The sequence below is a fragment of the Vagococcus allomyrinae genome, assembly GCF_017829975.1.
Classification (GTDB): domain Bacteria; phylum Bacillota; class Bacilli; order Lactobacillales; family Vagococcaceae; genus Vagococcus_D; species Vagococcus_D allomyrinae.
The window spans coordinates 114,281-134,600 of the sequence record NZ_JAEEGA010000010.1 but is presented as its reverse complement, the minus strand read 5'-3'; the positions used below and the strand labels follow the sequence as shown (position 1 = coordinate 134,600).

At 38.7% G+C, this 20,320-nt stretch carries 26 protein-coding genes; 5 read left to right on the top strand and 21 right to left on the bottom strand.

Features of this window, described 5'->3' with window-relative positions; all coding sequences use genetic code 11:
• Positions 1-78 precede the first annotated feature (78 nt).
• The 8 genes from I6N95_RS15655 to I6N95_RS15620 all read right to left on the bottom strand — a co-directional run bounded on the left by I6N95_RS15655 (position 79) and on the right by I6N95_RS15620 (position 7,702).
• Positions 79-1,140: a WxLIP family cell surface protein gene (locus I6N95_RS15655; protein WP_209529654.1), complete on the bottom strand. Its 1,062-nt coding sequence runs from the start codon at positions 1,138-1,140 to the stop codon at positions 79-81.
• A gap of 83 nt (positions 1,141-1,223) precedes the next feature.
• Positions 1,224-4,055 carry a hypothetical protein gene (locus tag I6N95_RS15650; protein ID WP_209529653.1) on the bottom strand — a complete coding sequence of 944 codons (2,832 nt, stop codon included), beginning with the start codon at positions 4,053-4,055 and terminating at the stop codon, positions 1,224-1,226.
• Between the two features lie 124 nt (positions 4,056-4,179).
• Complete coding sequence (locus tag I6N95_RS15645; protein ID WP_209529651.1) at positions 4,180-4,914, bottom strand: WxL domain-containing protein; 735 nt, start codon at positions 4,912-4,914, stop codon at positions 4,180-4,182.
• A gap of 92 nt (positions 4,915-5,006) precedes the next feature.
• Positions 5,007-5,228, bottom strand: coding sequence for a hypothetical protein (locus I6N95_RS15640; RefSeq protein WP_209529648.1), 222 nt, complete (start codon positions 5,226-5,228; stop codon positions 5,007-5,009).
• A complete protein-coding gene (locus tag I6N95_RS15635; RefSeq protein ID WP_209529647.1) occupies positions 5,229-5,573 on the bottom strand; it encodes a hypothetical protein in 345 nt (114 codons plus the stop codon). It abuts the gene before it with no gap.
• Entirely contained in the window at positions 5,570-6,652 is a 1,083-nt protein-coding gene (locus I6N95_RS15630; RefSeq protein WP_209529645.1) for a WxLIP family cell surface protein, read from the bottom strand. Before I6N95_RS15630 ends, I6N95_RS15635 begins: the two co-directional genes overlap by 4 nt.
• Positions 6,627-7,130: a hypothetical protein gene (locus I6N95_RS15625; protein ID WP_209529643.1), complete on the bottom strand. Its 504-nt coding sequence runs from the start codon at positions 7,128-7,130 to the stop codon at positions 6,627-6,629. Before I6N95_RS15625 ends, I6N95_RS15630 begins: the two co-directional genes overlap by 26 nt.
• Positions 7,131-7,183: 53 nt before the next feature.
• Complete coding sequence (locus I6N95_RS15620) at positions 7,184-7,702, bottom strand: serine integrase family protein (RefSeq protein WP_209529641.1); 519 nt, start codon at positions 7,700-7,702, stop codon at positions 7,184-7,186.
• 291 nt (positions 7,703-7,993) lie between these two features.
• Between I6N95_RS15620 and I6N95_RS15615 the strand changes: the two genes are divergently transcribed.
• Entirely contained in the window at positions 7,994-9,466 is a 1,473-nt protein-coding gene (locus tag I6N95_RS15615; protein WP_209529639.1) for an AcpB/EbpR/MafR family transcriptional regulator, read from the top strand.
• Between the two features lie 356 nt (positions 9,467-9,822).
• On the opposite strand, the gene I6N95_RS15610 is transcribed toward I6N95_RS15615, so the two are convergent.
• Entirely contained in the window at positions 9,823-10,401 is a 579-nt protein-coding gene (locus tag I6N95_RS15610) for a DapH/DapD/GlmU-related protein (protein WP_209529637.1), read from the bottom strand.
• Positions 10,402-10,510: 109 nt separating this feature from the next.
• Here I6N95_RS15610 and I6N95_RS15605 point away from each other — a divergent pair, with 109 nt between their 5' ends.
• A complete protein-coding gene (locus I6N95_RS15605; protein ID WP_209529635.1) occupies positions 10,511-11,383 on the top strand; it encodes a LysR family transcriptional regulator in 873 nt (290 codons plus the stop codon).
• 137 nt (positions 11,384-11,520) lie between these two features.
• Here the strand turns inward: I6N95_RS15605 and I6N95_RS15600 are convergent, their stop codons facing one another.
• Together I6N95_RS15600 and I6N95_RS15595 are read right to left on the bottom strand one after the other, a co-directional pair.
• Complete coding sequence (locus I6N95_RS15600; RefSeq protein WP_209529633.1) at positions 11,521-13,335, bottom strand: hypothetical protein; 1,815 nt, start codon at positions 13,333-13,335, stop codon at positions 11,521-11,523.
• 68 nt (positions 13,336-13,403) lie between these two features.
• A complete protein-coding gene (locus I6N95_RS15595; protein WP_209529631.1) occupies positions 13,404-13,703 on the bottom strand; it encodes a hypothetical protein in 300 nt (99 codons plus the stop codon).
• Positions 13,704-14,165: 462 nt separating this feature from the next.
• Between I6N95_RS15595 and I6N95_RS15590 the strand changes: the two genes are divergently transcribed.
• Positions 14,166-14,444, top strand: coding sequence for a hypothetical protein (locus I6N95_RS15590; protein ID WP_209529629.1), 279 nt, complete (start codon positions 14,166-14,168; stop codon positions 14,442-14,444).
• 261 nt (positions 14,445-14,705) lie between these two features.
• On the opposite strand, the gene I6N95_RS15585 is transcribed toward I6N95_RS15590, so the two are convergent.
• From I6N95_RS15585 to I6N95_RS15540, 10 genes are all read right to left on the bottom strand, one after another.
• Entirely contained in the window at positions 14,706-14,918 is a 213-nt protein-coding gene (locus I6N95_RS15585; RefSeq protein ID WP_209529627.1) for a DUF2922 domain-containing protein, read from the bottom strand.
• A gap of 11 nt (positions 14,919-14,929) precedes the next feature.
• Positions 14,930-15,133 (bottom strand): hypothetical protein, encoded by a 204-nt coding sequence (locus I6N95_RS15580; protein ID WP_209529625.1) that lies wholly within the window; start codon positions 15,131-15,133, stop codon positions 14,930-14,932.
• Positions 15,130-15,705: a helix-turn-helix domain-containing protein gene (locus I6N95_RS15575; RefSeq protein ID WP_209529623.1), complete on the bottom strand. Its 576-nt coding sequence runs from the start codon at positions 15,703-15,705 to the stop codon at positions 15,130-15,132. Before I6N95_RS15575 ends, I6N95_RS15580 begins: the two co-directional genes overlap by 4 nt.
• 17 nt (positions 15,706-15,722) lie before the next feature.
• Positions 15,723-16,691 (bottom strand): GH25 family lysozyme, encoded by a 969-nt coding sequence (locus tag I6N95_RS15570; RefSeq protein ID WP_209529621.1) that lies wholly within the window; start codon positions 16,689-16,691, stop codon positions 15,723-15,725.
• Positions 16,688-16,975: a holin gene (locus tag I6N95_RS15565; RefSeq protein ID WP_209529620.1), complete on the bottom strand. Its 288-nt coding sequence runs from the start codon at positions 16,973-16,975 to the stop codon at positions 16,688-16,690. Before I6N95_RS15565 ends, I6N95_RS15570 begins: the two co-directional genes overlap by 4 nt.
• 18 nt (positions 16,976-16,993) lie before the next feature.
• Positions 16,994-17,257: a hypothetical protein gene (locus tag I6N95_RS15560; protein ID WP_209529618.1), complete on the bottom strand. Its 264-nt coding sequence runs from the start codon at positions 17,255-17,257 to the stop codon at positions 16,994-16,996.
• A gap of 65 nt (positions 17,258-17,322) precedes the next feature.
• Positions 17,323-17,592, bottom strand: coding sequence for a DUF2922 domain-containing protein (locus I6N95_RS15555; protein WP_209529616.1), 270 nt, complete (start codon positions 17,590-17,592; stop codon positions 17,323-17,325).
• 17 nt (positions 17,593-17,609) lie between these two features.
• Positions 17,610-17,819, bottom strand: a complete 210-nt coding sequence (locus I6N95_RS15550; RefSeq protein WP_209529614.1) for a hypothetical protein — start codon at positions 17,817-17,819, stop codon at positions 17,610-17,612.
• Between the two features lie 97 nt (positions 17,820-17,916).
• Entirely contained in the window at positions 17,917-18,075 is a 159-nt protein-coding gene (locus tag I6N95_RS15545; RefSeq protein WP_209529612.1) for a hypothetical protein, read from the bottom strand.
• A 5-nt stretch (positions 18,076-18,080) separates the two neighbouring features.
• Positions 18,081-18,446, bottom strand: a complete 366-nt coding sequence (locus I6N95_RS15540; RefSeq protein WP_209529610.1) for a hypothetical protein — start codon at positions 18,444-18,446, stop codon at positions 18,081-18,083.
• Between the two features lie 334 nt (positions 18,447-18,780).
• Between I6N95_RS15540 and I6N95_RS15535 the strand changes: the two genes are divergently transcribed.
• Both I6N95_RS15535 and I6N95_RS15530 read left to right on the top strand, forming a co-directional pair.
• The gene (locus I6N95_RS15535) at positions 18,781-19,590 is read left to right on the top strand and encodes a hypothetical protein (protein ID WP_209529608.1); all 810 of its coding nucleotides are present in this window, start codon (positions 18,781-18,783) and stop codon (positions 19,588-19,590) included.
• 78 nt (positions 19,591-19,668) lie between these two features.
• Positions 19,669-19,902, top strand: coding sequence for a DUF2922 family protein (locus I6N95_RS15530; protein ID WP_209529606.1), 234 nt, complete (start codon positions 19,669-19,671; stop codon positions 19,900-19,902).
• The last annotated feature ends 418 nt before the right edge of the window (positions 19,903-20,320 follow it).

Sequence of the window (20,320 nt, the reverse complement as noted above, 5' to 3'; positions counted from 1 at the left end):
AATTGTCGTCATTATGATTTCAACGCCATTGTATAGGGATTAGTAAGCGGCGTCAACTGTTTTTTTATAAAATAACACTTATCTCCTTCTTTTTTTTCGTTTCCCCTCCCCACTTTTTGTTAATTTCTTTTGACTTCTCAATAAACTGATCATAAAATAAATCAACATAGCGCCAATTATTGTCACAACAACAACGATAATGACATTAAATTTACTCGCTTCCTTTGTTAACTCTTTGTACCTTTCATTGTAAAAGGCCGCCTTCTCTTTGGTCAATGTGAAGTCTTTTTTAAATTCCCACTTACCTTGGTCACTAGCAACTAACATTTCCACTTGATAACTACCTGCTTCAAATAAATTATCATCAATATAAATCGGATAATCGAAGTAAGAATTTGGCGCCATTTGGCCATTTTCTATCTCGGATTTATACATAAGTTGCCCCGTTTCTTTACTAAACACTTCCACCCCAACAGCGACTTTATTGATAAACATTGGTTGTTCATTTACAAGAGTTGCAATTAACATCTTTTGCTTATCAATTATCTCTGGTCTCACACCTTTTAACGACAGTTTTGAGGTCAGTTCGGCATCTGATCCATGCAGAACAAGGGCGATTAAATACGCATAATCATTTTTTAATCCTTCATTTTTGGGCATTATCCCTTGGTCACTTTCACTCTTCTTTTTAATCCGAATACTTCCTGCAAGAACGCCATCAAACCCTTGATCAGGCCCAGTAATCAGCAGTTTGATCTTTTTCTTCTCAAGCCCTTTTAATTTAATTTCTTTTTCGTTCAGCGTCACCATTTTTTCAATGTCATTGCTTAAGGTTTGATCAGCTGAGTAGTCATAACTAGCTAATTTAGCATACTCTACTATTCCGTCAATATTAGTTGAGGCACGGCTAATCGAAGGTTCTAAGACAAGAGGCTTTTTAGTCAAATTTTCAACTTCAATGATAAGTTCTTGGTTTACTTTCGGGGTGACTTTAATATCAAAATAGGTTTTACTTTTATCAACCTGAGTCTCAGGCGTTTCAGGTGTCACTGAAAAATCTAAATTGGCAGCATTTACTTTTAATCCCATTAAAAAAAATGACACAATAAATGATAGTGTTACTATCACTCTTTTTAGCATGTAGTTTCCTTCTTTCAAGACAAAATATAGGAGGACCGTAAGGACCCTCCTATATTTCACATTAGTAATCTCGTCAATACGCTCTAATTACCGTTACCAGGGACATCTTCCAAGGTCCATAAGACTCGACCATGGTAATAACCGCCTTTCGCCTTGTTTGTTGGAACGCTGACAATTAAGCCCGTTTTGCCTTTTTCCCAGCGATCCGATAGTGAAATAACTTGCGTAGACGTCGTGACTTGACCATATATTTTCGCCGACTTCGTGTCACTTAACAACTGCTTAGTATTGGCTTCTTGGTAATAGAGATCTAGTTGGGCAGTCTCATCTGTTAGCAACGTCAGAGGTTTTTCCATTTTCGCCGTAACAGCCCAGCTATTACCATTTCCACGTGAATCTTTCACACTTAAGCTACCTTCCATTCCTTCAAGGAAGTAATCCTGATAGTATGATGCCCGTTTTAGGTCTTTCCCAAAACTAATTGACTTCGGTATTGAAGTAAATACCAACTCCCCTTTTGTTACCGTAAGATTAGTTTTATTCGAATTAATGACGGCAACGTTACTACCATCAGACAAGGTTCCTTGAACCACACCACTGGCTACAACATCTGTTCCGAATGGCACATCTTGTTTAACGTAAGCATCGTATTGAAGATAAAGATGCTCTGTAACCTCAACTGTATTAGGTGTGACTTTACCAGTCAGTTGATTTGTCACATTATCCCATGTGACTGTCCCAACTTTTTGATTGGCACTATTAACAAGTTGATAATTCTCAACTTTTTCTAAACTCTTATCCATTTCGTCTGTCACAATTGTGAAATTATCATAATATATTTTAGGGGTAGAAGGTGTCATTTCACTGTTGACTTTCAATTGATACGTCAGCTTTTCCCCTAAATAAGCTTGAGTTGAATCAGTTCCTTCGCTACGTTTAACACTTTGTTCAAGTTTAAAGGTTAGTTTTTTATAATAGAAAATAATGTTGACGTCCGTATCGGCTTGTATGACGCCTTCCGTTGGCACATTAGCCTTTTGATAACCATACCCTTTAATCTCAATAGGTTTTTCATTGTATCGATCATTCAGTTTCACATCTCGTTCTACCATCTGCGTGCCTTCGACATTCTTATTTGTGTCAACATCTATATAAGACACTGTTAATCGACTTCTATTATAGGTAATCTCAAGTGGATCAGAGATTGAAGTGGCCGCATTCGTTGAACTAAACTGTCCAGTTAAAGAAAATTCACCTTTTGTTGACTCCTTCGTCCCTTCAATATCAAAGGAGATATCTGTCATTTGTTTAGCTATTTTAGGTATTTTAATTGTCATTGTCCCCGTCTGTTCATCAAAATCATACGTCGTGGCAACATTATCAACCTTAACCGTATTAGCAACGGGAATAATCCCTTTAGGAAATGCCTTAACTGTTAAGACAGAATCAATGGCTGGATTTTCAGCAGGCTTAGGATCATCATATGTTAGCGTATAATTAACCTTATCCGTTTCTCCATAATTAAAAATTGGTTCTGCTACTTGAGATGTCAATGAGGTTTTCGCTTTATAACCGACCACCAAATCATTAGAATAAGCCGCCACCTTTTCAAAGTCTTCTTTATCATTTGCTGTCACCATCCCTGATGTCGTGATAGTTGAGCGGCCAGCGCTATCATCAATGACACTTTTAAAGGAGGCTTTCATTTCAGTGTTTTGAGCTAATGCGGGATACGTCAATGTTAATATTCGCGTAGTTGGGTCATAGTTATCATCGATTGCCACATCTTTCCCTTGAACAACTAAATTAGATAAATTTTCTAGCCCATCAGGAATCGTTATTGTGACTCGACTATTTGTAAGATCCGAGTCCACTGGCGCTTTAATTGTTACGTCAGTTTGAATGTTATCTCCCGGATAATTTTTAGAATCTGTTGAATTTAGATTAGTTTGTGTTAGGTTCATGGTCATATCCTCAGAGTTTTTGACAGATACTACATAGCGATACTCCATTGATTCACCTTTCTGTAGCGTTACTTTCTCCCAAGAAAACCCCATGGCCGTATCCCATGGTGCCTGTAACATCGTGGTACCTAATGGTAAGTTTTTTTGCCCACCTTCTTTATTGACAAAGGCACCAAACATTTGATAACTATTAGATGTATAGTGCTTGGCATTATAAGCCGTTGGACCTTTTTCAATATTTGTCCGATACTCTAAGCGATACTTGCCATTCACTATATACATTCCTTTTTCAGGGCCCAATGACTTAACTGGTACGCCATCCGATTGTAAATTAGTATCTACAAATTTCACTGGCCTAATTTCCCTAGGTTGAGTCCCATCATACCTAAGGACATAAGTATGTAAAATACCATCTAAATATGGTTCCACACTTACTTCGACACTAAAACCTTTATTCGAAGTATCAGTGTAGGTAGGTACGCCAATTCCAGTAAAACGCTTTTGACCAGAGTCTGTCAGTGTTTCAGTGATAGTCGTCGTATCAACTTGGAGCCTGCCCGTTTTCCAAGCAACTGACTCATCAAACGTCCACTGTGTAGCACGTTGTATATTAAAATTCGGAGTCGAATCAATACCCTGATGAATATGATCAATATATTTACCTGTAACCGAGTCATATAACTTAACATTAGGATTTCCAGTTGTATCAAAGCCATAATAGAGTGACCCGTATTTGGCAGATTTCTTACTGACCCACGCTCTCGTTGAAGGCCCCTTTTTTATTTCCAATCCGTCATCGTTTTTCTCTACGACCTGCTCTGTTGATTCGGTCGTAGCCTCTTCTGCTCGAACCTCCATTCTTTCTGAAAAAAGAATGATTGAAAAGAAACTACAACAGACAAGTGATGTCATGACAGATTGTGTTTTTCTCCATTTTGTATGTTTCTTCATGTTAATTTTCTCCTTCATTTCATCTTTACACATAATTTTAAACAATTTACGACAATAACTCCCTCTAACTATCCTCTAATCTGCTTAATTGCTAACTAATAATCCCTTGGGAGATTGTTACTTTTTAAGGATTTTTTTCCAATGTCCAAGTCATTGTACCCTCAAAGCTTTTACCACCTAGATTGCTTGTATCAACAACTTCCAATTTAACATTTTCCATTTGGTAAGCAATACCGCCTACTTTAGTAGCATCCGTTGCATCTTTAGATAAAATCGCTACTTGTGTTTTTCCACCAGCTGTTAAAGAACCTGATACAGCAGTATAAGTAGTGTCACCAGCAGCGATTGGTTTTAAGCTAGTTGCTTGATCGCCATTATCTTGATCATTAACGTCAGCTGGGATATAGTCATCTTTAGAAGGATGTGGTGTTGTACCTAATACGTAGTCAAACAATTTAGGCGCGCCATTTCCAAATGTTAATGTTGCGTTCGCTAACGTTTCAGCGCCAGATGTTAATTCAGATAGTTCTGCTTTAACAACCCATGCTTGACCTTTATCAGCACCTTTACGATCATCGTTAACAACGATATACTGTCTGCCAGTACGAGTATTGTTAAAAGTAGACGCTGTCCCAGCCTTATTAGATTGCCCAAATTGGAATTCAGTTGGACGGAATACTAACGCCAAGTTGTCTTTAAATGGACCTTCAGTAGGCTCGTTATCTTTATCAGACTTAAAGCCGATACCAACATCCGTTGAAGTTTTCGATGCTGAGTTTTCTGCTGCCAAAGCAGTCGTTGCTGATACAGCACCTACTGTTGCGATTGTTGCTAATGTTAAAAATAATTTGTTTTTCAATTTTTTTCTTCCTCTCTTATGTGACACTATATAATTTAATAGATTAGAGGAAGTTATTGTCGTAAATTGTTTAAAATCAGTCAAACTTATTCTTAGGTCATAATTTCCAACTGAACCTTTAAGATATAGAACAAATAAACTAATAATGATAGGCTAACGATTGAAAAAAGAACAAAGAGCCAATTGATTAACAAAGAGGATTTGGCTAATTTCAATCGTTTAACTGCTGTCACACTTGGTGAAAGTGTGATCAAGAAAACACTAAGCGAAAACAAACACAGAACTGCTAAATAGTAAATCCAAAAATACCCCATTTAAACCTCCCCTTCTTTTCGCAAATAGCGGTTCAATGCAATAATGCTCAAAACGGCAATCCAAATCAATAAACCCAGTAGCACAATCGCCATCGGTTCCACAAACTTGCCTAACTGTGGTAAGCTCTTAGAATTATACTTTGGTATTATAACCTCATCAGGCTGTTTGGGTACATCTGGCACCGACTCTCCTGACGACAGGGTTGTCTGGTCTTTTTCAAACCCCACCCCAACATCTGTCGGTTTATCCACACTTGTATTGTCAGCCATGGCTGATATTGGCACCATCAGATAAACCGATAGTAATAAGATCATACCTGACAACCACTTGATACATGTTTTCATTTTCGCCCTCTTTTCCTTTTTTTCTTCAACGCTTTGATCATCTTTTTCCACTTGCTTTGTCTCACGGCCACAATCACCGTCAGTATCACAGATAGAGCTGTCATAGCGATGGCTGTGTATTTAATCCAACTTGGTGTGGCTAATTTAAACGCCGTTTCTTCATTCATTTTTTGGGCTTGACTGTCACTAACCTTAAAAGTTTCATCAAAATCCCATGACCCGTATGAGTTAGTTACTTCAGCTTTCAATTGATACTCACCAGCTGAGACTTGATCCATCCCTAAATCAATGGCAAAATTATAGTTACTATTTGGTGCCATATTATGATTTTTACTAACTTCTTTTTTTAGCGGTTCTTTACTTCCTTTTTTTGTTAAGGTATAGGCTAATTCAAAATTTGATAAAATTTTAGGTTCTGGATTTTGAAAACGTAACAAGACCGTTTTTTTTCCTCGATGAATATCAGGCGTTACTTTAGCTAGTTTCAATGTTTTGGAATCTCTGTAGTCCATATCCTCTTCCATGGTAAGCAAGCCAATCCGATAAGCAAATAATGACCCTACTCCCGACTCCTTATCGGAACTATCATCTTGTAGTTGGAAGGCGATATCTCCCAGTTTCACTCCTTCGTATGACTCTTGTGGCGGTGTGACTTGAATCTCAATAATTTTTTCTTCCAAATTAGCAACCGTTACTTCTGGTGTTTTAATAGACACCATATCTGAAATAGGTAAGGTTAAGCTTTTATCTAAAATCGCTTTATTATCACTGTAGTTAATTTGCCCTGCTTCACTTGTCATGGCGTTCTCGGCAAAAATTTTGACCGTAACAGGCTCTTTCCTCAAACTCTTTACAACTGCTTGGATCGTCTGAACCTCTCCAGGACGTGTTTGGATATTGAAATAATCTTTTGTTGTGTCGATTTGTGTCTCTGGTTTGATAATATCAACGGTATAACCTAAGGTATCATCTTCAGCATGGACTGCTCCGGCAGAACTCATCCACAAAAACATCACTAAAAAACTGATACAAATTATTTTCCATCTACGGGTATTACTCATCATTTGTTTTCTTCTCATTCTTTCCCTCATTACTTTCTTCTTCATCTACCTCGTAATTATCTTCATCAAACTCAACTTCCCTGGTAAAGATGACAATCGTGTAAAGAACTAACACTGATCCCAAGACAAAGATAATATACAATGGATAGACCATTGGCTTACAAAGACCTACTATTAGCCCGACATTCACTATCGTCGTCAACCAAAACAAAACCTTTTTGGGTCCCGATTTATTTACATAACTTAGCATGATTAACAACACTAATAGGAAGACCAGAAGACCACCAATAGTAAAATAAGTAAATGAATCTTTAGGAGAATATGTCACAAAAATCAATAATTTATTGATTAGAGGTTGCTTATCACTAATCAGTAGCTCCACTTTGTCGTAGAATCGACTGAATTTCATAAAATAGACTAGCCACAGGCCAATCACAACAACCTCTCCAACCATTCTCAATAGCCTTTGTTTGTTACCATTTATTACTTCTTTCATCCGCACACTCCTAATTTAAATTGAACATTTCTAAATGACATTCGGCCCGCACTTCACTTTCTATAAACATACTTATGGACGGTCCCTAAAGATACATTACATGTCGTAGCTATTTCACGCATTGACATTTTATTTTCCTTATATAAACAATGAATTTTTTCCTGAAGTTCTGATTCTAGACTTGGTCGACCGATAATTTTCCCCTTTTTTCGTGCCTCTTTCACCGACTCGATTCTACGAGCAGAAATGATCCGTTGCTCAATATTCATAATAAAAACTAATTGATTATAAAAATTGTTCTCTTCATCCAAAAAAATAATTGTGACCCCCATAGCTTCTAGCTTAGCCTTTACTCGATTAAATTCTGAAAGTGTTAATTGCAGTGATTGATAGTTATAAAAATAAACTTCAGCACTGCCTTCAACAAAACTTAACAACTGGGCAAGGTTCTCTTTCTCGTTCAGGCATCCTATTTTCAAATATGCATTGTTTTCATTATTAAGCTTACTTAAGTCTTTTATCATCTCATTTAAACTAGAAAACTCTAAATCAATATTAAAATAGACCTTCATGCCTGATCACCATCCTTCGCTTAATTTTTTACTTTTTTCATTTTCGCTTGTTCGAAAACTTATAACACTAGTGTATTTTATTCTTAAAAGTTTCGCCGTTCTAAAATTAGACATAGATGTACATTTTTTGAAAAAATCCTGATTTGTCGGGCACAACTTTGGTTTTTTTTCGTTCGATATCCATTATTTTTCAAAAAAAAAAGACAATTCTAAACTACAAAATTGCATTTGTGCTATGATGATGTTTTAATTTTCTTATAAACAAACTATTGAAAAATGGAGTGAAGATAAATGATTAACTTACTTTCTAAACAAGATCGCCGTTATCTCAAAATCCTTGAAGTTCTATTTGACAATAAATTAACTACCCTAACCTCTCTAATGACTATGTTAAATAATTCGCGACATACAATTCGCGAAGATTTTGACGCCATCAATGTATTTATTGAACCAATGTCAATAGTGACATCTCAACATGGGTTTAGTTTAGAGTATCCATTGGATATTAATCGGGATTATTTATATTCCTGCATACTGAGTAACAGTCTTGAATACTCATTTCTTGAAATGATTTTTTTTGAAAAAGAAGAACGATTAGAAGATTATGCGGAAGCTCTTTTTACAAGTGTCTCCACACTTCGACGAATTATTAAAGAAATAAACGCCCACACTAAGCAATATCATTTTAGTATTAAAACAGACCCCCTTCAGCTTGTTGGCGATGAGCGCTCTATTTCAAACGTCATGATTAATTTTTTTAGAGAAAAATACCCTAAAAGCAACTACCCTTTCAGTAAAGTTGAACAACAATTATTAAATAAACTGATTGACTATTCATTACGGGACCGACAACAATTTAATAATTTACCAGATCTAAAATTTTTACAGTTAAATCTTTTAATTTCACTGGTGAGAATGCAAAAAAATCACCTGCGTACCTTAGATAAAACAACCGCTATCCCCCATTACTCAACCGATTTTTTGAATGATATCTACTTCAAAAAGTCTTTTGAAAACACCTTTAAAATCGAACTTAATGAAGCAAATTTAAAACAACTCTTTTTCCCTTTTATCTACAGACAATTTGCTTTTAGCTACGAACACGCACTAGAAATCGCTCAGAATAGCCCAGATAAAGCTCAATTATTAAACGATATTGATCAATACTTAAAAATCGCGACAGAAAAATTTGGTTTTGATTTAACGACAAATACTGGAGCCTTTACTTTAGAAATATTTAATCTACACGCCTTAATGATTGGCGATAATTATTTACTTTATGACAGAGAAAAAATTTTTATCGATAACATAAAAAAACGCTCTTCCGTTTTGGCTTATTTTTACGAGGAAAACAGTTCACTGATTCTTAAACATTTTAAAAACTTTGGTAAAAAGGATGTTTCACGCTTTCTTTATTACCTGACCACCCATTTGGAAGGAATGTATAATCAATTCTACGGGCATCAACCGGTTTCCAAAGTCGGTGTATTTATGAACCTAGATATTGAACACACTCAATTCATTCGAAATTTTTTGGAACATACAGATGTTGGACACTTTGAATTTTATTCGATCATGACGAATGACCTCGAAGATGCTTTTGAACAGTTTAGCCAGTTTGACGTTGTTGTAACAAACCTTTCAAACTTAAATCACGACGACGTTTGCATTATTACGATTGATTTGTTTCCCACTAAAGAGGACTTCAAAAAATTAAATGACTGTTATTTTAAATTAAATCCTCTGCCAAATCAACCTGGATAAACCAATGACTTTTACGTAGATCAGCAAATTTTTTTGGACAATCAGTTTAGTTTGACAACATGCTCACTCGAGTAACTTTCTACTAGAACGGTTAAGTGGAGAATAATAAAGAAATACTAAACCCTTAGACCAAACAAGCCATTGCTCTAGAGGTGAACAAGAAAAATTAATTTAAAATAAAAAAATCGACACAAAGATACAGAGCCAATAATTATGGAGTCAAGTGACTTCATAATTATTGGCTCTGCCTTTTGATAGTCATCACTCCAACTAGTGACTAGGGCTATTAGTGATGGCTTCACCATTACCTGAGAGGACACCTATCATAACGATATCTTTTTCCATTAGGCTATGCTTTAAAGCTGATCCTCTGACTCAATTAGTTTTAGCACTTTAGCAGGAGAACCGGCCACAATCACATTTTTGGGGACATCTTTAGTAACAGTTGAATCCGCTGCGACAATCGCATTTTCGCCGATGGTCACGCCTGGTAAAATGGTGACATTTGCCCCAATCCAGACATTCCTCTTGACTAAGACTGGACTAACCAACATTCCTCGCCGTTTAGCGGGAGCTGTCAAATGATTAACGGCAATCAGCCGACTCATTGGACCAATCAAGACATTATCTTCGATGGTAATTCCCCCTAAGTCAACAAAGGTCACATTTTGATTAACAAAAATATCTTTTCCAAAGGTAATATGTCTCCCAAAATCCGTATAAAAAGGCAAAGAGACCGTGACTGATTCATCAATTTGGCTACCCGTTATTTTTTCCAATAGGCCTAATCCTTCTTTAGGACTATGATAGCCGGAATTTAATTCGGCCACCAATCGGTCATTCTGTTCCTTGACCAAATGAATCTCCTTAAATAATGCCGAATCGGCCAGTATTTCTTTTGCTTGTAAACGATCGATCAACCCACGTTTAGTCATCCAATCACCCCTGTTCCATTTGATGACTCCATTATACTCAGGTATACTAGGAATGAATAATACTTATACAGAATAACTAGACATAACTTTTAGTTATAGGAGGGATTTTATGGAACTGCGAGTACTTCATTACTTTTTAACAGTTGCTCAAGAAAAGACCATCAGCAAAGCCGCAGAAGTTCTGCACGTGTCCCAGCCAACTTTATCCAAACAACTGAAAGATTTAGAAGATGAACTGGGGGTCCAACTTTTTCAGCGGGGAAATCGGCAGATAACCTTAACAGATGAGGGGATCTATCTACAAAATCGCGGCAAAGAGATCTTTTCTTTAGTAAGCACAACCACTTCTAATTTACAGAAAAATGACGTGATAGGCGGTAATATCATGATTGGCAGTGGGGAAACACAAGCTTTCCACTACATCTCACAGATCTTAAATAACTTAATCGAAAAATATCCAGATATTAATGTGCACTTGCATAGTGGCAACGCTGATGATATCAAGGACAAACTTGATAAAGGTCTTCTAGACTTTGGCGTCGTTATCGATCCGGTTGAAAAAAATCTCTATGACCATTTTAAACTTCCCACTCCAGATAATTGGGGGATTTTAGTCAACGAGCATCATCAGTTAGCTAAAAATCAAGTCATTGCACCTTCAGATTTAGTCGCTATTCCCCTAGTCATTTCCAGTCAATCTCTAGTGGATAATCAGCTCACCAATTGGTTTGGAGGGAATTTAGGAAACTTTAATGTCGTTGGAACCTATAATCTGTTATACAATGCTTCTCTGCTAATCAAAGAGGGAAATACCGCTGCACTCTGCCTTGATGGGATTATCAATACCAAGGAAAGTGGTTTAGTGTTTATCCCTCTTTCCCCTAGGTTAGCTGTCAATGTTAATGTGATTTGGAAAAGAAATCAAATTTTCTCAAAAGCGGCTTCACTTTTTTTAGAGACATTAAATGGCGCTACTCTGTGAGGTACAAGGCGGCCATAAAAGCCAAACAAAAAATGAGAGAGAACTCTGAATAGAATTCTCCCTCATGTCTTTGAGCCTTTACCAAATCAGATATAAGAAGCTTGTTCTCTAACCCTTACAAAGTGATTCGGTTAAGACTAGTTAATCACTCGACATTCTGACCAGATGATATTAGGATATTTTGAAACTAATAAATACCAATTAGTCGAAGCAACAGACTTCGAATGGGACATTTCATTAGTAGAATCCTCGTTCAAGGTATAACGCCAAGCCCCATCAGCCGCTTGTTTTTGATAAGCATTATTTATGATATCTAAGCTTTTGCGTTTATTTCCAGCAACGTTTTGAGCAAGCGCAACGCCGAAAGTGCCTTCATACCAGATTGTTCTTGGCGAGTTTGTGTTAAGATAAGCAAAATAGCCAGTTGTACCTTGTTCTGTCACAACGAAATTATCAGTTTCAGCTAATGCCAATTTAGCTTTTTCATATTCACCTACACCGTTCAGAAAAATAGATCCCCAACTGTTTGTGTCAAGTGCTTGAGCATCGTCGTTTAAGCCTTGATTAAACCGGTTCTCTTTTATATTCCAGAGATTCGTCATAATTGATTTTTCTAGATCATTCGCTTTCGTTAAATAGGATGAATCAACAGATCGACCAACTCGCTCAAATACGTGCCACAAATCTGTATTATGCTCTGTTGAGGACCAGTCGATCTCTTTATATGTTTGGGAAGAGTCATCATAACTGAGCCCACCTTTATATAAATTACGTCCATTACCAGACACTATTTTTCGGCCTTCGATAAACTCAAGGTTAGCCTTCAGCGCTCCTAATAGATCATTTTGATTTCCATATTTTTCATAATATCGCATTAGAGAATAGGACGCGAAGGCATTTATACCAGTATAAATACTTGTTTTTTCTTGCCCTTTATAAAACTGAAATACATGAGACAGAAATGCGCCCTGATGTTCACCACTTTTTATCTGTGCTGACAGCAAACCTTTTAAAGCTAGATCGGCCATCTGACGATCATCTTCGCCAACAGCAACTAACAACGTCGTTGCCTGATCATAAGTAAAACTCAAATATTTTTGGCTTGTGTTGTATTCAGGCTCAAAGTCTTCGTATTGATAAGAGCGAATTAAACCAGTTTTAGTAGGATTAAAATACTCTGCAAGGATTGTTCCCGTTGACGTGTCAATCACCCGAATTATTTTCTCACCGGGCTGTGATTTTAATGACCATTTTAATTCACTATTTAGATCACACTCTTCTATAAAATGTTCTGACGTGGTTAAAGAATAAGATCGTACCTTTAAATGCTCATAATAATAAGCACCTGTCCACGAATCGCCCACACTTAAACCATCAACTACCTTATGTAGTTTAAACCTCCAAGATCCAGCAAAATTGGGGACTGTTGATAAATCTAAAGACCATGATCCAGTATTAGGATTCACAACAGCAGGTTTGACAAAATAACTTTGGTCATACTCGCTATCTGTATACAAGTACGCTCGAACTTCATAGTTCTCCGCTGGTGATAGCCCCTCTAACTTGCCTGAAACAATTCCCCGATACGAATCGACAATTAAATCTGGAGACACAACGGTCAAGTGTGATCGATTGATTTGTTTGTGCTCCCCACTTAAGATCACACTACCAGTCATTTCCCCAACATAATCATAGCTATAGGCTGAATCAACCGTGACACTACTACCGTCTCCCACCATTTTGGGTGGTTGCATCATACTTTTCACCCAAGACAACGCTCGTTCCTGTTGATCTGTATCAGTCACTAATTTTGAACTAGTATTAAAAAATTCACCATATAAGTCTGAATGAACATCATGACTTTCTGCTGTAACTTGATTTAAGTTACAAGCAATTCCTACCACCACTGTTAGAATAATCCTCAAAATTACGCTATCCTTTTTCTTTTCCATAAGCTCTCCTTAACAAATTTATTTATCAATTATCCACTTTTTTACATTTAGCACTTCTATCAACTTACTTAGTTTTGAATTAAGTTATTGAATGAGGAGTAATCCGTGATCTGAATCGTCACATCAAACAGACTATTTACCTGATTCACTAGCTGGACAAACCCTTTTTCCTCTGGATAATCAAACTCTAATTCATTTGCAACCTCTACGTATTCAACACGGTAATCAATGCTAGGTTTAAAACTAAGCAATGATTCCATGAAAGAGAGTAAAAAGGCTCTTTCCTCCTCTGTTATGTCTCTCAGTAAACCAAATATCACTCGAATATGATTATCATTTGGCTCAAATTCATCATCAAAAATTTCCAAACCAAAATCTTAGCTCGCTGGTGCAAAAGTATCCAACAATAAAATATAAGCAACATCGTCACAATTTTTAGAAAAACGATAAAATTCGCTATTAAACGTGATAAAAAGTCTTGAAAACTCCAAAATAACCACCCCTATAAATTAATCAAAAATTGTTAACATTAAAACACTTCCTTAAAAATAAAGAACGTTTTAAATAATAACATAATACTACCACACATTTAAAAACACTTATATTACAATACGATAACAAAATGTCGCTAAAAACGGTAGTTTATAAACACAAGGAGATAAAATTATGGTTAATTTAAATGCTATATATATAACGTAATGTTTGATAATTTACCTATCCTTCTAATGCTTCCAGTGCTTATTACGGGAATACCATATGATATAATCATCTAATAAAAACCTATCAACGGCAATTATCTATTGCGAATTATTTAACAAGAGGTGAAAAACATGAAGAGAAAATCAGTGCTAACCTTATTTTGGATATGGCTCTTTTCCTTACCAACAATGGTCATAGGCTTTTTTATGCAAACCATTTTAATCCCTATTCAAGATTTCCATTTGTTATCAGAGGTAGAAGTGGCCCAAGCCCAACGACAATACGCCATAAATTATCCTTTAGGCACCGCACTAATGTGGCTAGGAGTGATCCTCTTCTTACTAACTTCAATCATCTTAATAGTTTCCTTTGTAAAAGCCGAAATTGAACGCCGTGCCTCCATCACCTGATAGACAGGCAGAGAAAACCAATAATTTGCCACTTGTTGTCTCACTAGATAATGGCCACTATCAAAGAGCTACCTTTAATGATGGTCAAGACTTAAATGATTCTATCTCCGATCAGGAACTAGCCAACAAACCAAACAAGCTTATCAAAGGAGACTAACCTGGCAGCAAACACTATCACGCAAACTCAGGTAAAATGACATCTCCCACCTCTCCCCCATTGAGAGCCCCACACTTCCGCCATGGGGCCCGAACGTGCTCCCCTTAAAACAAATGAGTCACCTTGGTGTCAACATACTTGGCTTTATCAATCGTCGCAAATTTCTGCTGCCCCTTATGATAAAACAATTCCAGCTCGATCAATTGTTCCATAAACAGCCGAACCTGTTCTGCCGTTAAATTTTTATGCTCAATTCGCGGAATGATGCTCGTCGGCTGGCCATCTTCGTTAAAAAAGTACATCTTCAACAGTTTCATCTCTTTCCCTCCTAGATATAGCGAGTGCGATTGACAACCACGACTGAATCACGACTTGAGCCTTTTGGCATGATCGTCGCAAACAAATCCAAGGCTTTCAGCAGCTTTTCCGGATCAGGTTCCTTAGGTAGATGAACCATCCGAAATTTCTGCAACTGGTTGCTTCCCGGCACATTAAAATAAAACTCTGCGGCATTTCCTTCCCAAATGATCATGTTGTCTCTCCTCCTTTGTCGATGCCTTCTGCCTGATCCAACACATATTCATACAATTCTTTTAGCTCATAAGCTTCCTTCGCAAAGCCAATCAACCCTAAGCCCATAACAATTTTATTCATTTCGGCATGGCTTAAATCACTGCGGCCTTTAAAGTAGTAACTCATGGTCACGGCCATATTTCGTTTGCAACAAGCCATGACTTGAGTCGCTGGGTACTGCCAACGCCTTAAATCTGCCAACAAACGTTCGGCCTTGCCGATTTGCCCTTTAGCAAAGGCCACCAAAACTTGATCTTCCTGATGGGTATCCAGTGGAAAGATTCTCGCTTTTTCAGTCGTCGTGACAATCAAGCCCTCACCACAGGCCGCTATTAGCTCATCCAAACGCCGTAAATTGATGTTTTTGACAATCCCCTGTTCCAGCTGAGCGACCACCTGTCGATTGCGGCCAATCCGCTTGGCAAGCTGATCCTGGCTAATGCCCTTTTTTTCCCGCAATTCTCGTAATAAACGAGCCACTTCCAACCGATAACTACTGCCACCAACTTGAAGCTCCTCTTCTGTCAACATCTCGTGCTCACCTTCCTTTAATAGCGCAATAACTGTCCCGGATAAATCACATCGGGATTGGTCAATTGATTCAAACTGGCCAACTGTTGCCAGCTAATCCCTAAGTGTTGGCCAATGCTCCATAAAGTATCACCGGCCTTCACCTGATAGACAGACTCTCCCTGACTGACAATCACCTGATCATTGACCCAGCCCAAAGCACCGTTATCCAACAAATAAGGATTCGGAGCGCCATGGACAATTTTGGTGATCACACCTTGATTTCGCAAAGGACGCAGTTTTTCCTGACTGACAGAACTTTTATAAACCCCGTTAATCACCACGGAAGTCCCCATCTCATAAGAAACGAGCTTTTCCTCAGGCCCTCCTAAAAAGAAACTAAAAGGTTGCCGGCCCACATGGCGAGATAAATCCAAAGGTCCACTGTAACCCGGTAAACGCCCAGTACTGGTATATTGATGCCAATCATAATAATTGGCCGCTGTCGGATTTGCTCCTTGGTACTCCCCAGTATCGGCCCCATAAGTTGGCAGCCACAACCCGTCATACTTGCTAATCAGGGACTCGTTAAAACCAAATGAATGGAACAGATGATTGGCTACGTATATCCCGACTTTTTTGGCTCCTAAAGCCTTTAAACGCTGGCGGAAAACCTCCGCCCCTTGGGCCAGATTAACCATGGTCCGCTCTTCCACGTCCAACCACCAAAACAACGGCTGAAAAGCCTGGCCTCGCTGATAAAAAGCCAGCGCCTCCTGGGCCATGTCGCTAGCGGAAATCCCCCGCACCCATGCGTAAACATGAACGGGAATCCCCACTTTTTTTAACTCCTGCAAATGAGTGCGAAACTGCCAATCTTCACGTAAACTACCAAACTGAACTCGGACAACCGCTAAATCAATCGAGTTGGCCAGCACGTGATAATTGATGTTACTCGGCAATTGATGCTCGCTAATATCGATGATGAGCGGTCGCGGCCGGCTCATTTGAAGACCTCTGGCAAATGCCACAAGGAAGTTAACACATCGTACCCACCAGCGGCCAACAAGCCTACTAGCAACCCATTAAAGCTAGCGGTCAACAGTGGCACTTGATAGAGCAACCCAATCACAATCCCCAGTCCATAACCAATTAAGCTGGCCACCAAGGACAAACAATCAGCAGGTATCTTTTCGGTTTGCTTGATCGCCTCAACAACTAACGCCACTAAGACCGCCAACGCTACCAAGTAGCTACCATTAAGCCATCCTAAAAAATCAATTAGTGTCATCTCTGTCTCCCCTTCCCTCTAAGAACTAAGCGACCGTTGTTTGTCACCACGAGCCAGCTCCTCACGAATCGTGGTCAGCTCCTGTCGCAAGACTAATTGCTCGGCCGTCAACGTTCGATCCAACTGCTTGATTTCCACCTGCAACTTCTCCATCGCCTGAATCAAGGGCCGCGTGATCTGTTCTTTAACGGCCATAAAGCCTTTCATCAACAAACCTGTGACAATCGATAACAAGCCCACCACTGCCCCTAATTCAGCTAAGCTTAAACCTAAAAAAGTCATCTCCCTCTCCCCTTTCTTTACTCAACAAGTCAGGCGGAGACCAAACCACCTGACTCCTCACTTGCTTACCCCAACTCTGGCGAATCGCCGTCCTTAGACACATTAAAGATTTCCGTCGTTTTGGTCTCAACGATCCGTGCTGCTTTTTTCTCCGTGTAGAGGGGCATTTGCTTGTCCGTACTGTAAAACAGTCCTAACTCACAAAAGCGATCCATCCAACTTTGAACCTCCGGCGATGTCAATTCCTCTCGGAACAATCTAGGACTAATCGTATTAGACGAGCCTGCCCCATTGACAAAGATCAACTGCAGCTTTTTACTGATACTCTCATACATAAGCCTTCCTCCTTTCCTTAGCCAAGCACATGGCTAACCCGAGCAATCGTGACGACTTCCGCAAGCACTGCGTCAGTCGGCGCTAACTCTTCAAACAGCCGTCCTAAAGCAACCAAGCTTTCAGAGCTAGCAGTTTCTCGGACATTAGCCAACGTTTGTTTACTGGTTTTGCCACCTTGCTTCAGGCTCAACTCCACCTTCTGACTTTGAAAATTCCCGCGATACATCCTCATCATCCTTTCTTTTTGTTGCTTAACTCCCTACTAGAATTTGTACCTGTCATACTGCCTCGTCACTATTATGAAGAATTTCAACAGGCCATTCCTAAAAGCCTTTTAGAAATTCTCGATAATTTTTTTGAACCTTCTGTAGAATCCTTTGCCGATCGTCATAAATAGCTATTTTGGAACAGCCCAGCTCTCTTGCTATCTGAAACAGACTGGCCTGATCATTAATACGTCTTAGTACCAAATATTTTTCCATTGCAGTCACCCCTCAAAAAATGACTGATTAATTGACACCAGCGCAACACTATCGACCAGCTTTTGATCCAGCATTCCCTCAGACTCTTCCTCCAAAGGGCTGACGCGCGCCTGCTCTTGCCATTTTTTCCGCTGAATATCTTTTAAGTGCCAGACAATGTTGTGATAGTGACGACTTTTAAACCGCTCAAAATCAAGGGGGATTACTCGCTGCTCAAGACGAAACAAACGCAACACCTCCAATTGAGCCTCCTGAACATAATCTTCGTAATCATCGGCTTCTTTGGAAATCCCCAAGGCTTTAATCGCCTCATGAATCAGACATTGTAGCTCTCGAAATAGCCGTTTCTCTTGATCAGACAGTCCCTTCATCCTGCCTCTCCCCTTCCTGTGGTGATTGATTTGCCTAAACTATAACAAATGACACAAAAAAGACCAAATCGCAATTTTACACATTTGCCCCTAATCTTACTCATCTCCTCCTGAGAGATTCCCTCTATTTCAGGCTTTTCAAAAAATCGCCTACAAAATTTGTGCAATATTGGGGGGCCTGGAGGAATATTCACTTTTAATCAATTTGCCATTGAAAAGTAAGCGGTTTCTAATTATAATAATCATATAAAGTTCGTTTAGAGATGTACGCTCGAGTGATACCAACGGCAAATTGTCTGCAATAACGTGGCCAACAAAAAAAGGGGGAATTGACATGGACCACCATTACGAAGACGATAAAAAACCTGACTTATCGTCAGCACCAAGCGCCTTACGGGAACATCACTTGACCTCATATCTCACCGATGCTACCTATCGGAAAGAAGGTCTCTTAACAGCAAATACGTTACTCTTTCAGCAAATCACGATTAACGGCGACAAAGTCAACTTAATTTTGGATAAAGGACAACACTGGCGAAGTACAAGCCTCACTCAAAAGCAGTTACTTTCCGATTACACTGAAAGTAGAGGCAGCCATGACTACTCTCGCCAGCAACGAATCGCTCAAACGATCCACCGTACCTCGAGATACAAACGGCCTGTCATTACGACTAACGATGCCATCATCCGAGTATCAGAAGATACTCAGATTAATGTGGCCCATTTGACAGACTTAACGGATTTCCGAAGTGGCGGCAATAAATTCAGTCGAACACTGCTCACTTTTGATGATGACACATCATTTATCTGTGAACTGGGCTATGCTGGTTTTTTGAAGCTTTTTAAGTCAGCTCTGGTCCAATTGGACAGCTATCGCTGTTCCCATTCCATTCTAGCTGACTATACCCATATCAGCGAGCCTGAATTACTTACCTTAATCAAAGAGCGAGACGGCAATATGCTGGATGTCATCAGCCCTCTCAACGACTTTGTCATGGAACAAATTAACCTTATCCGTCACACTTCAACTATTCTGCATTACACCGTTACTTTTTTAAACAAAGAGATTATGAAAGAAACCCTTAAACCGTTGATTCGCAAAGGCCTACTCAAAGAAAAAGATTTTCCAAACATTAAGTTTTAACACAGTTTTATCAAAACCGCGGAAGATTCCCTTCTAATTTCGTAGAAAGAGTGAAGGGTAAAAAAGGAGGAAGGGCTCATGACCTATCAAAAAAAACTAAGGATGAACTTTTTAGAACAAAACCGTCAATTGCAAAAAGTCGATGTGCCAGTTTTTTTAGACAACCTTTCAAGAAAACATCTAGAAGAGCAGTTAAACGATGTCATTGCTTTAGATATTCTGCTGAAAGGTCGCAAGCGAAACCGACAAACAACACGCTGCGAAAGTGCTCAGTACATCACGATTATCACAGATGATCTTTTTAAGAATTAGCTTGTTATTTAATGAGTGATCCGATCACTCATTCATTGAGGTTTTGATTTTTTAGCGTACAACACTCTAGGTGATTATCAGACATCGATGTTTTGTCAGCCAAGGGATTGGGGGCTTTAGCCCAAAAACATCACGTCCGCAAAATCACTAATGAGTGATCCAATCACTCATCACGAACTTTATTATTTATTGACTAGATGTTAACTCTAAAATCAAAAAAGACTCAATAGAAACTTGCTACTATTGTCTGAGAACAGCTTCGCCAAAAAAGACCTTACCGATCGTTGTCAGCTTTTCGGGTAAGGCTCGCATTTGAAAAGCCAGCCATGAGTGAGAAACTCACTTGAAACATCATTCGTTATATGGCTAACGAAATTCTTGACTCAAGATAATTCAAGCTGTACGTCTTTCACTCTTG

Excerpts from the sequence above, each read along its gene's own strand:
- I6N95_RS15655 (WP_209529654.1), bottom strand. The coding sequence starts at position 1,140 with ATGCTAAAAAGAGTGATAGTAACACTATCATTTATTGTGTCATTTTTT.
- I6N95_RS15650 (WP_209529653.1), bottom strand. The coding sequence starts at position 4,055 with ATGAAGAAACATACAAAATGGAGAAAAACACAATCTGTCATGACATCA.
- I6N95_RS15640 (WP_209529648.1), bottom strand. The coding sequence starts at position 5,228 with ATGGGGTATTTTTGGATTTACTATTTAGCAGTTCTGTGTTTGTTTTCG.
- I6N95_RS15635 (WP_209529647.1), bottom strand. The coding sequence starts at position 5,573 with ATGAAAACATGTATCAAGTGGTTGTCAGGTATGATCTTATTACTATCG.
- I6N95_RS15630 (WP_209529645.1), bottom strand. The coding sequence starts at position 6,652 with ATGAGAAGAAAACAAATGATGAGTAATACCCGTAGATGGAAAATAATT.
- I6N95_RS15625 (WP_209529643.1), bottom strand. The coding sequence starts at position 7,130 with ATGAAAGAAGTAATAAATGGTAACAAACAAAGGCTATTGAGAATGGTT.
- I6N95_RS15620 (WP_209529641.1), bottom strand. The coding sequence starts at position 7,702 with ATGAAGGTCTATTTTAATATTGATTTAGAGTTTTCTAGTTTAAATGAG.
- I6N95_RS15615 (WP_209529639.1), top strand. The coding sequence starts at position 7,994 with ATGATTAACTTACTTTCTAAACAAGATCGCCGTTATCTCAAAATCCTT.
- I6N95_RS15610 (WP_209529637.1), bottom strand. The coding sequence starts at position 10,401 with ATGACTAAACGTGGGTTGATCGATCGTTTACAAGCAAAAGAAATACTG.
- I6N95_RS15605 (WP_209529635.1), top strand. The coding sequence starts at position 10,511 with ATGGAACTGCGAGTACTTCATTACTTTTTAACAGTTGCTCAAGAAAAG.
- I6N95_RS15600 (WP_209529633.1), bottom strand. The coding sequence starts at position 13,335 with ATGGAAAAGAAAAAGGATAGCGTAATTTTGAGGATTATTCTAACAGTG.
- I6N95_RS15590 (WP_209529629.1), top strand. The coding sequence starts at position 14,166 with ATGAAGAGAAAATCAGTGCTAACCTTATTTTGGATATGGCTCTTTTCC.
- I6N95_RS15585 (WP_209529627.1), bottom strand. The coding sequence starts at position 14,918 with ATGAAACTGTTGAAGATGTACTTTTTTAACGAAGATGGCCAGCCGACG.
- I6N95_RS15580 (WP_209529625.1), bottom strand. The coding sequence starts at position 15,133 with ATGATCATTTGGGAAGGAAATGCCGCAGAGTTTTATTTTAATGTGCCG.
- I6N95_RS15575 (WP_209529623.1), bottom strand. The coding sequence starts at position 15,705 with ATGTTGACAGAAGAGGAGCTTCAAGTTGGTGGCAGTAGTTATCGGTTG.
- I6N95_RS15570 (WP_209529621.1), bottom strand. The coding sequence starts at position 16,691 with ATGAGCCGGCCGCGACCGCTCATCATCGATATTAGCGAGCATCAATTG.
- I6N95_RS15565 (WP_209529620.1), bottom strand. The coding sequence starts at position 16,975 with ATGACACTAATTGATTTTTTAGGATGGCTTAATGGTAGCTACTTGGTA.
- I6N95_RS15560 (WP_209529618.1), bottom strand. The coding sequence starts at position 17,257 with ATGACTTTTTTAGGTTTAAGCTTAGCTGAATTAGGGGCAGTGGTGGGC.
- I6N95_RS15555 (WP_209529616.1), bottom strand. The coding sequence starts at position 17,592 with ATGTATGAGAGTATCAGTAAAAAGCTGCAGTTGATCTTTGTCAATGGG.
- I6N95_RS15550 (WP_209529614.1), bottom strand. The coding sequence starts at position 17,819 with ATGTATCGCGGGAATTTTCAAAGTCAGAAGGTGGAGTTGAGCCTGAAG.
- I6N95_RS15545 (WP_209529612.1), bottom strand. The coding sequence starts at position 18,075 with ATGGAAAAATATTTGGTACTAAGACGTATTAATGATCAGGCCAGTCTG.
- I6N95_RS15540 (WP_209529610.1), bottom strand. The coding sequence starts at position 18,446 with ATGAAGGGACTGTCTGATCAAGAGAAACGGCTATTTCGAGAGCTACAA.
- I6N95_RS15535 (WP_209529608.1), top strand. The coding sequence starts at position 18,781 with ATGGACCACCATTACGAAGACGATAAAAAACCTGACTTATCGTCAGCA.
- I6N95_RS15530 (WP_209529606.1), top strand. The coding sequence starts at position 19,669 with ATGACCTATCAAAAAAAACTAAGGATGAACTTTTTAGAACAAAACCGT.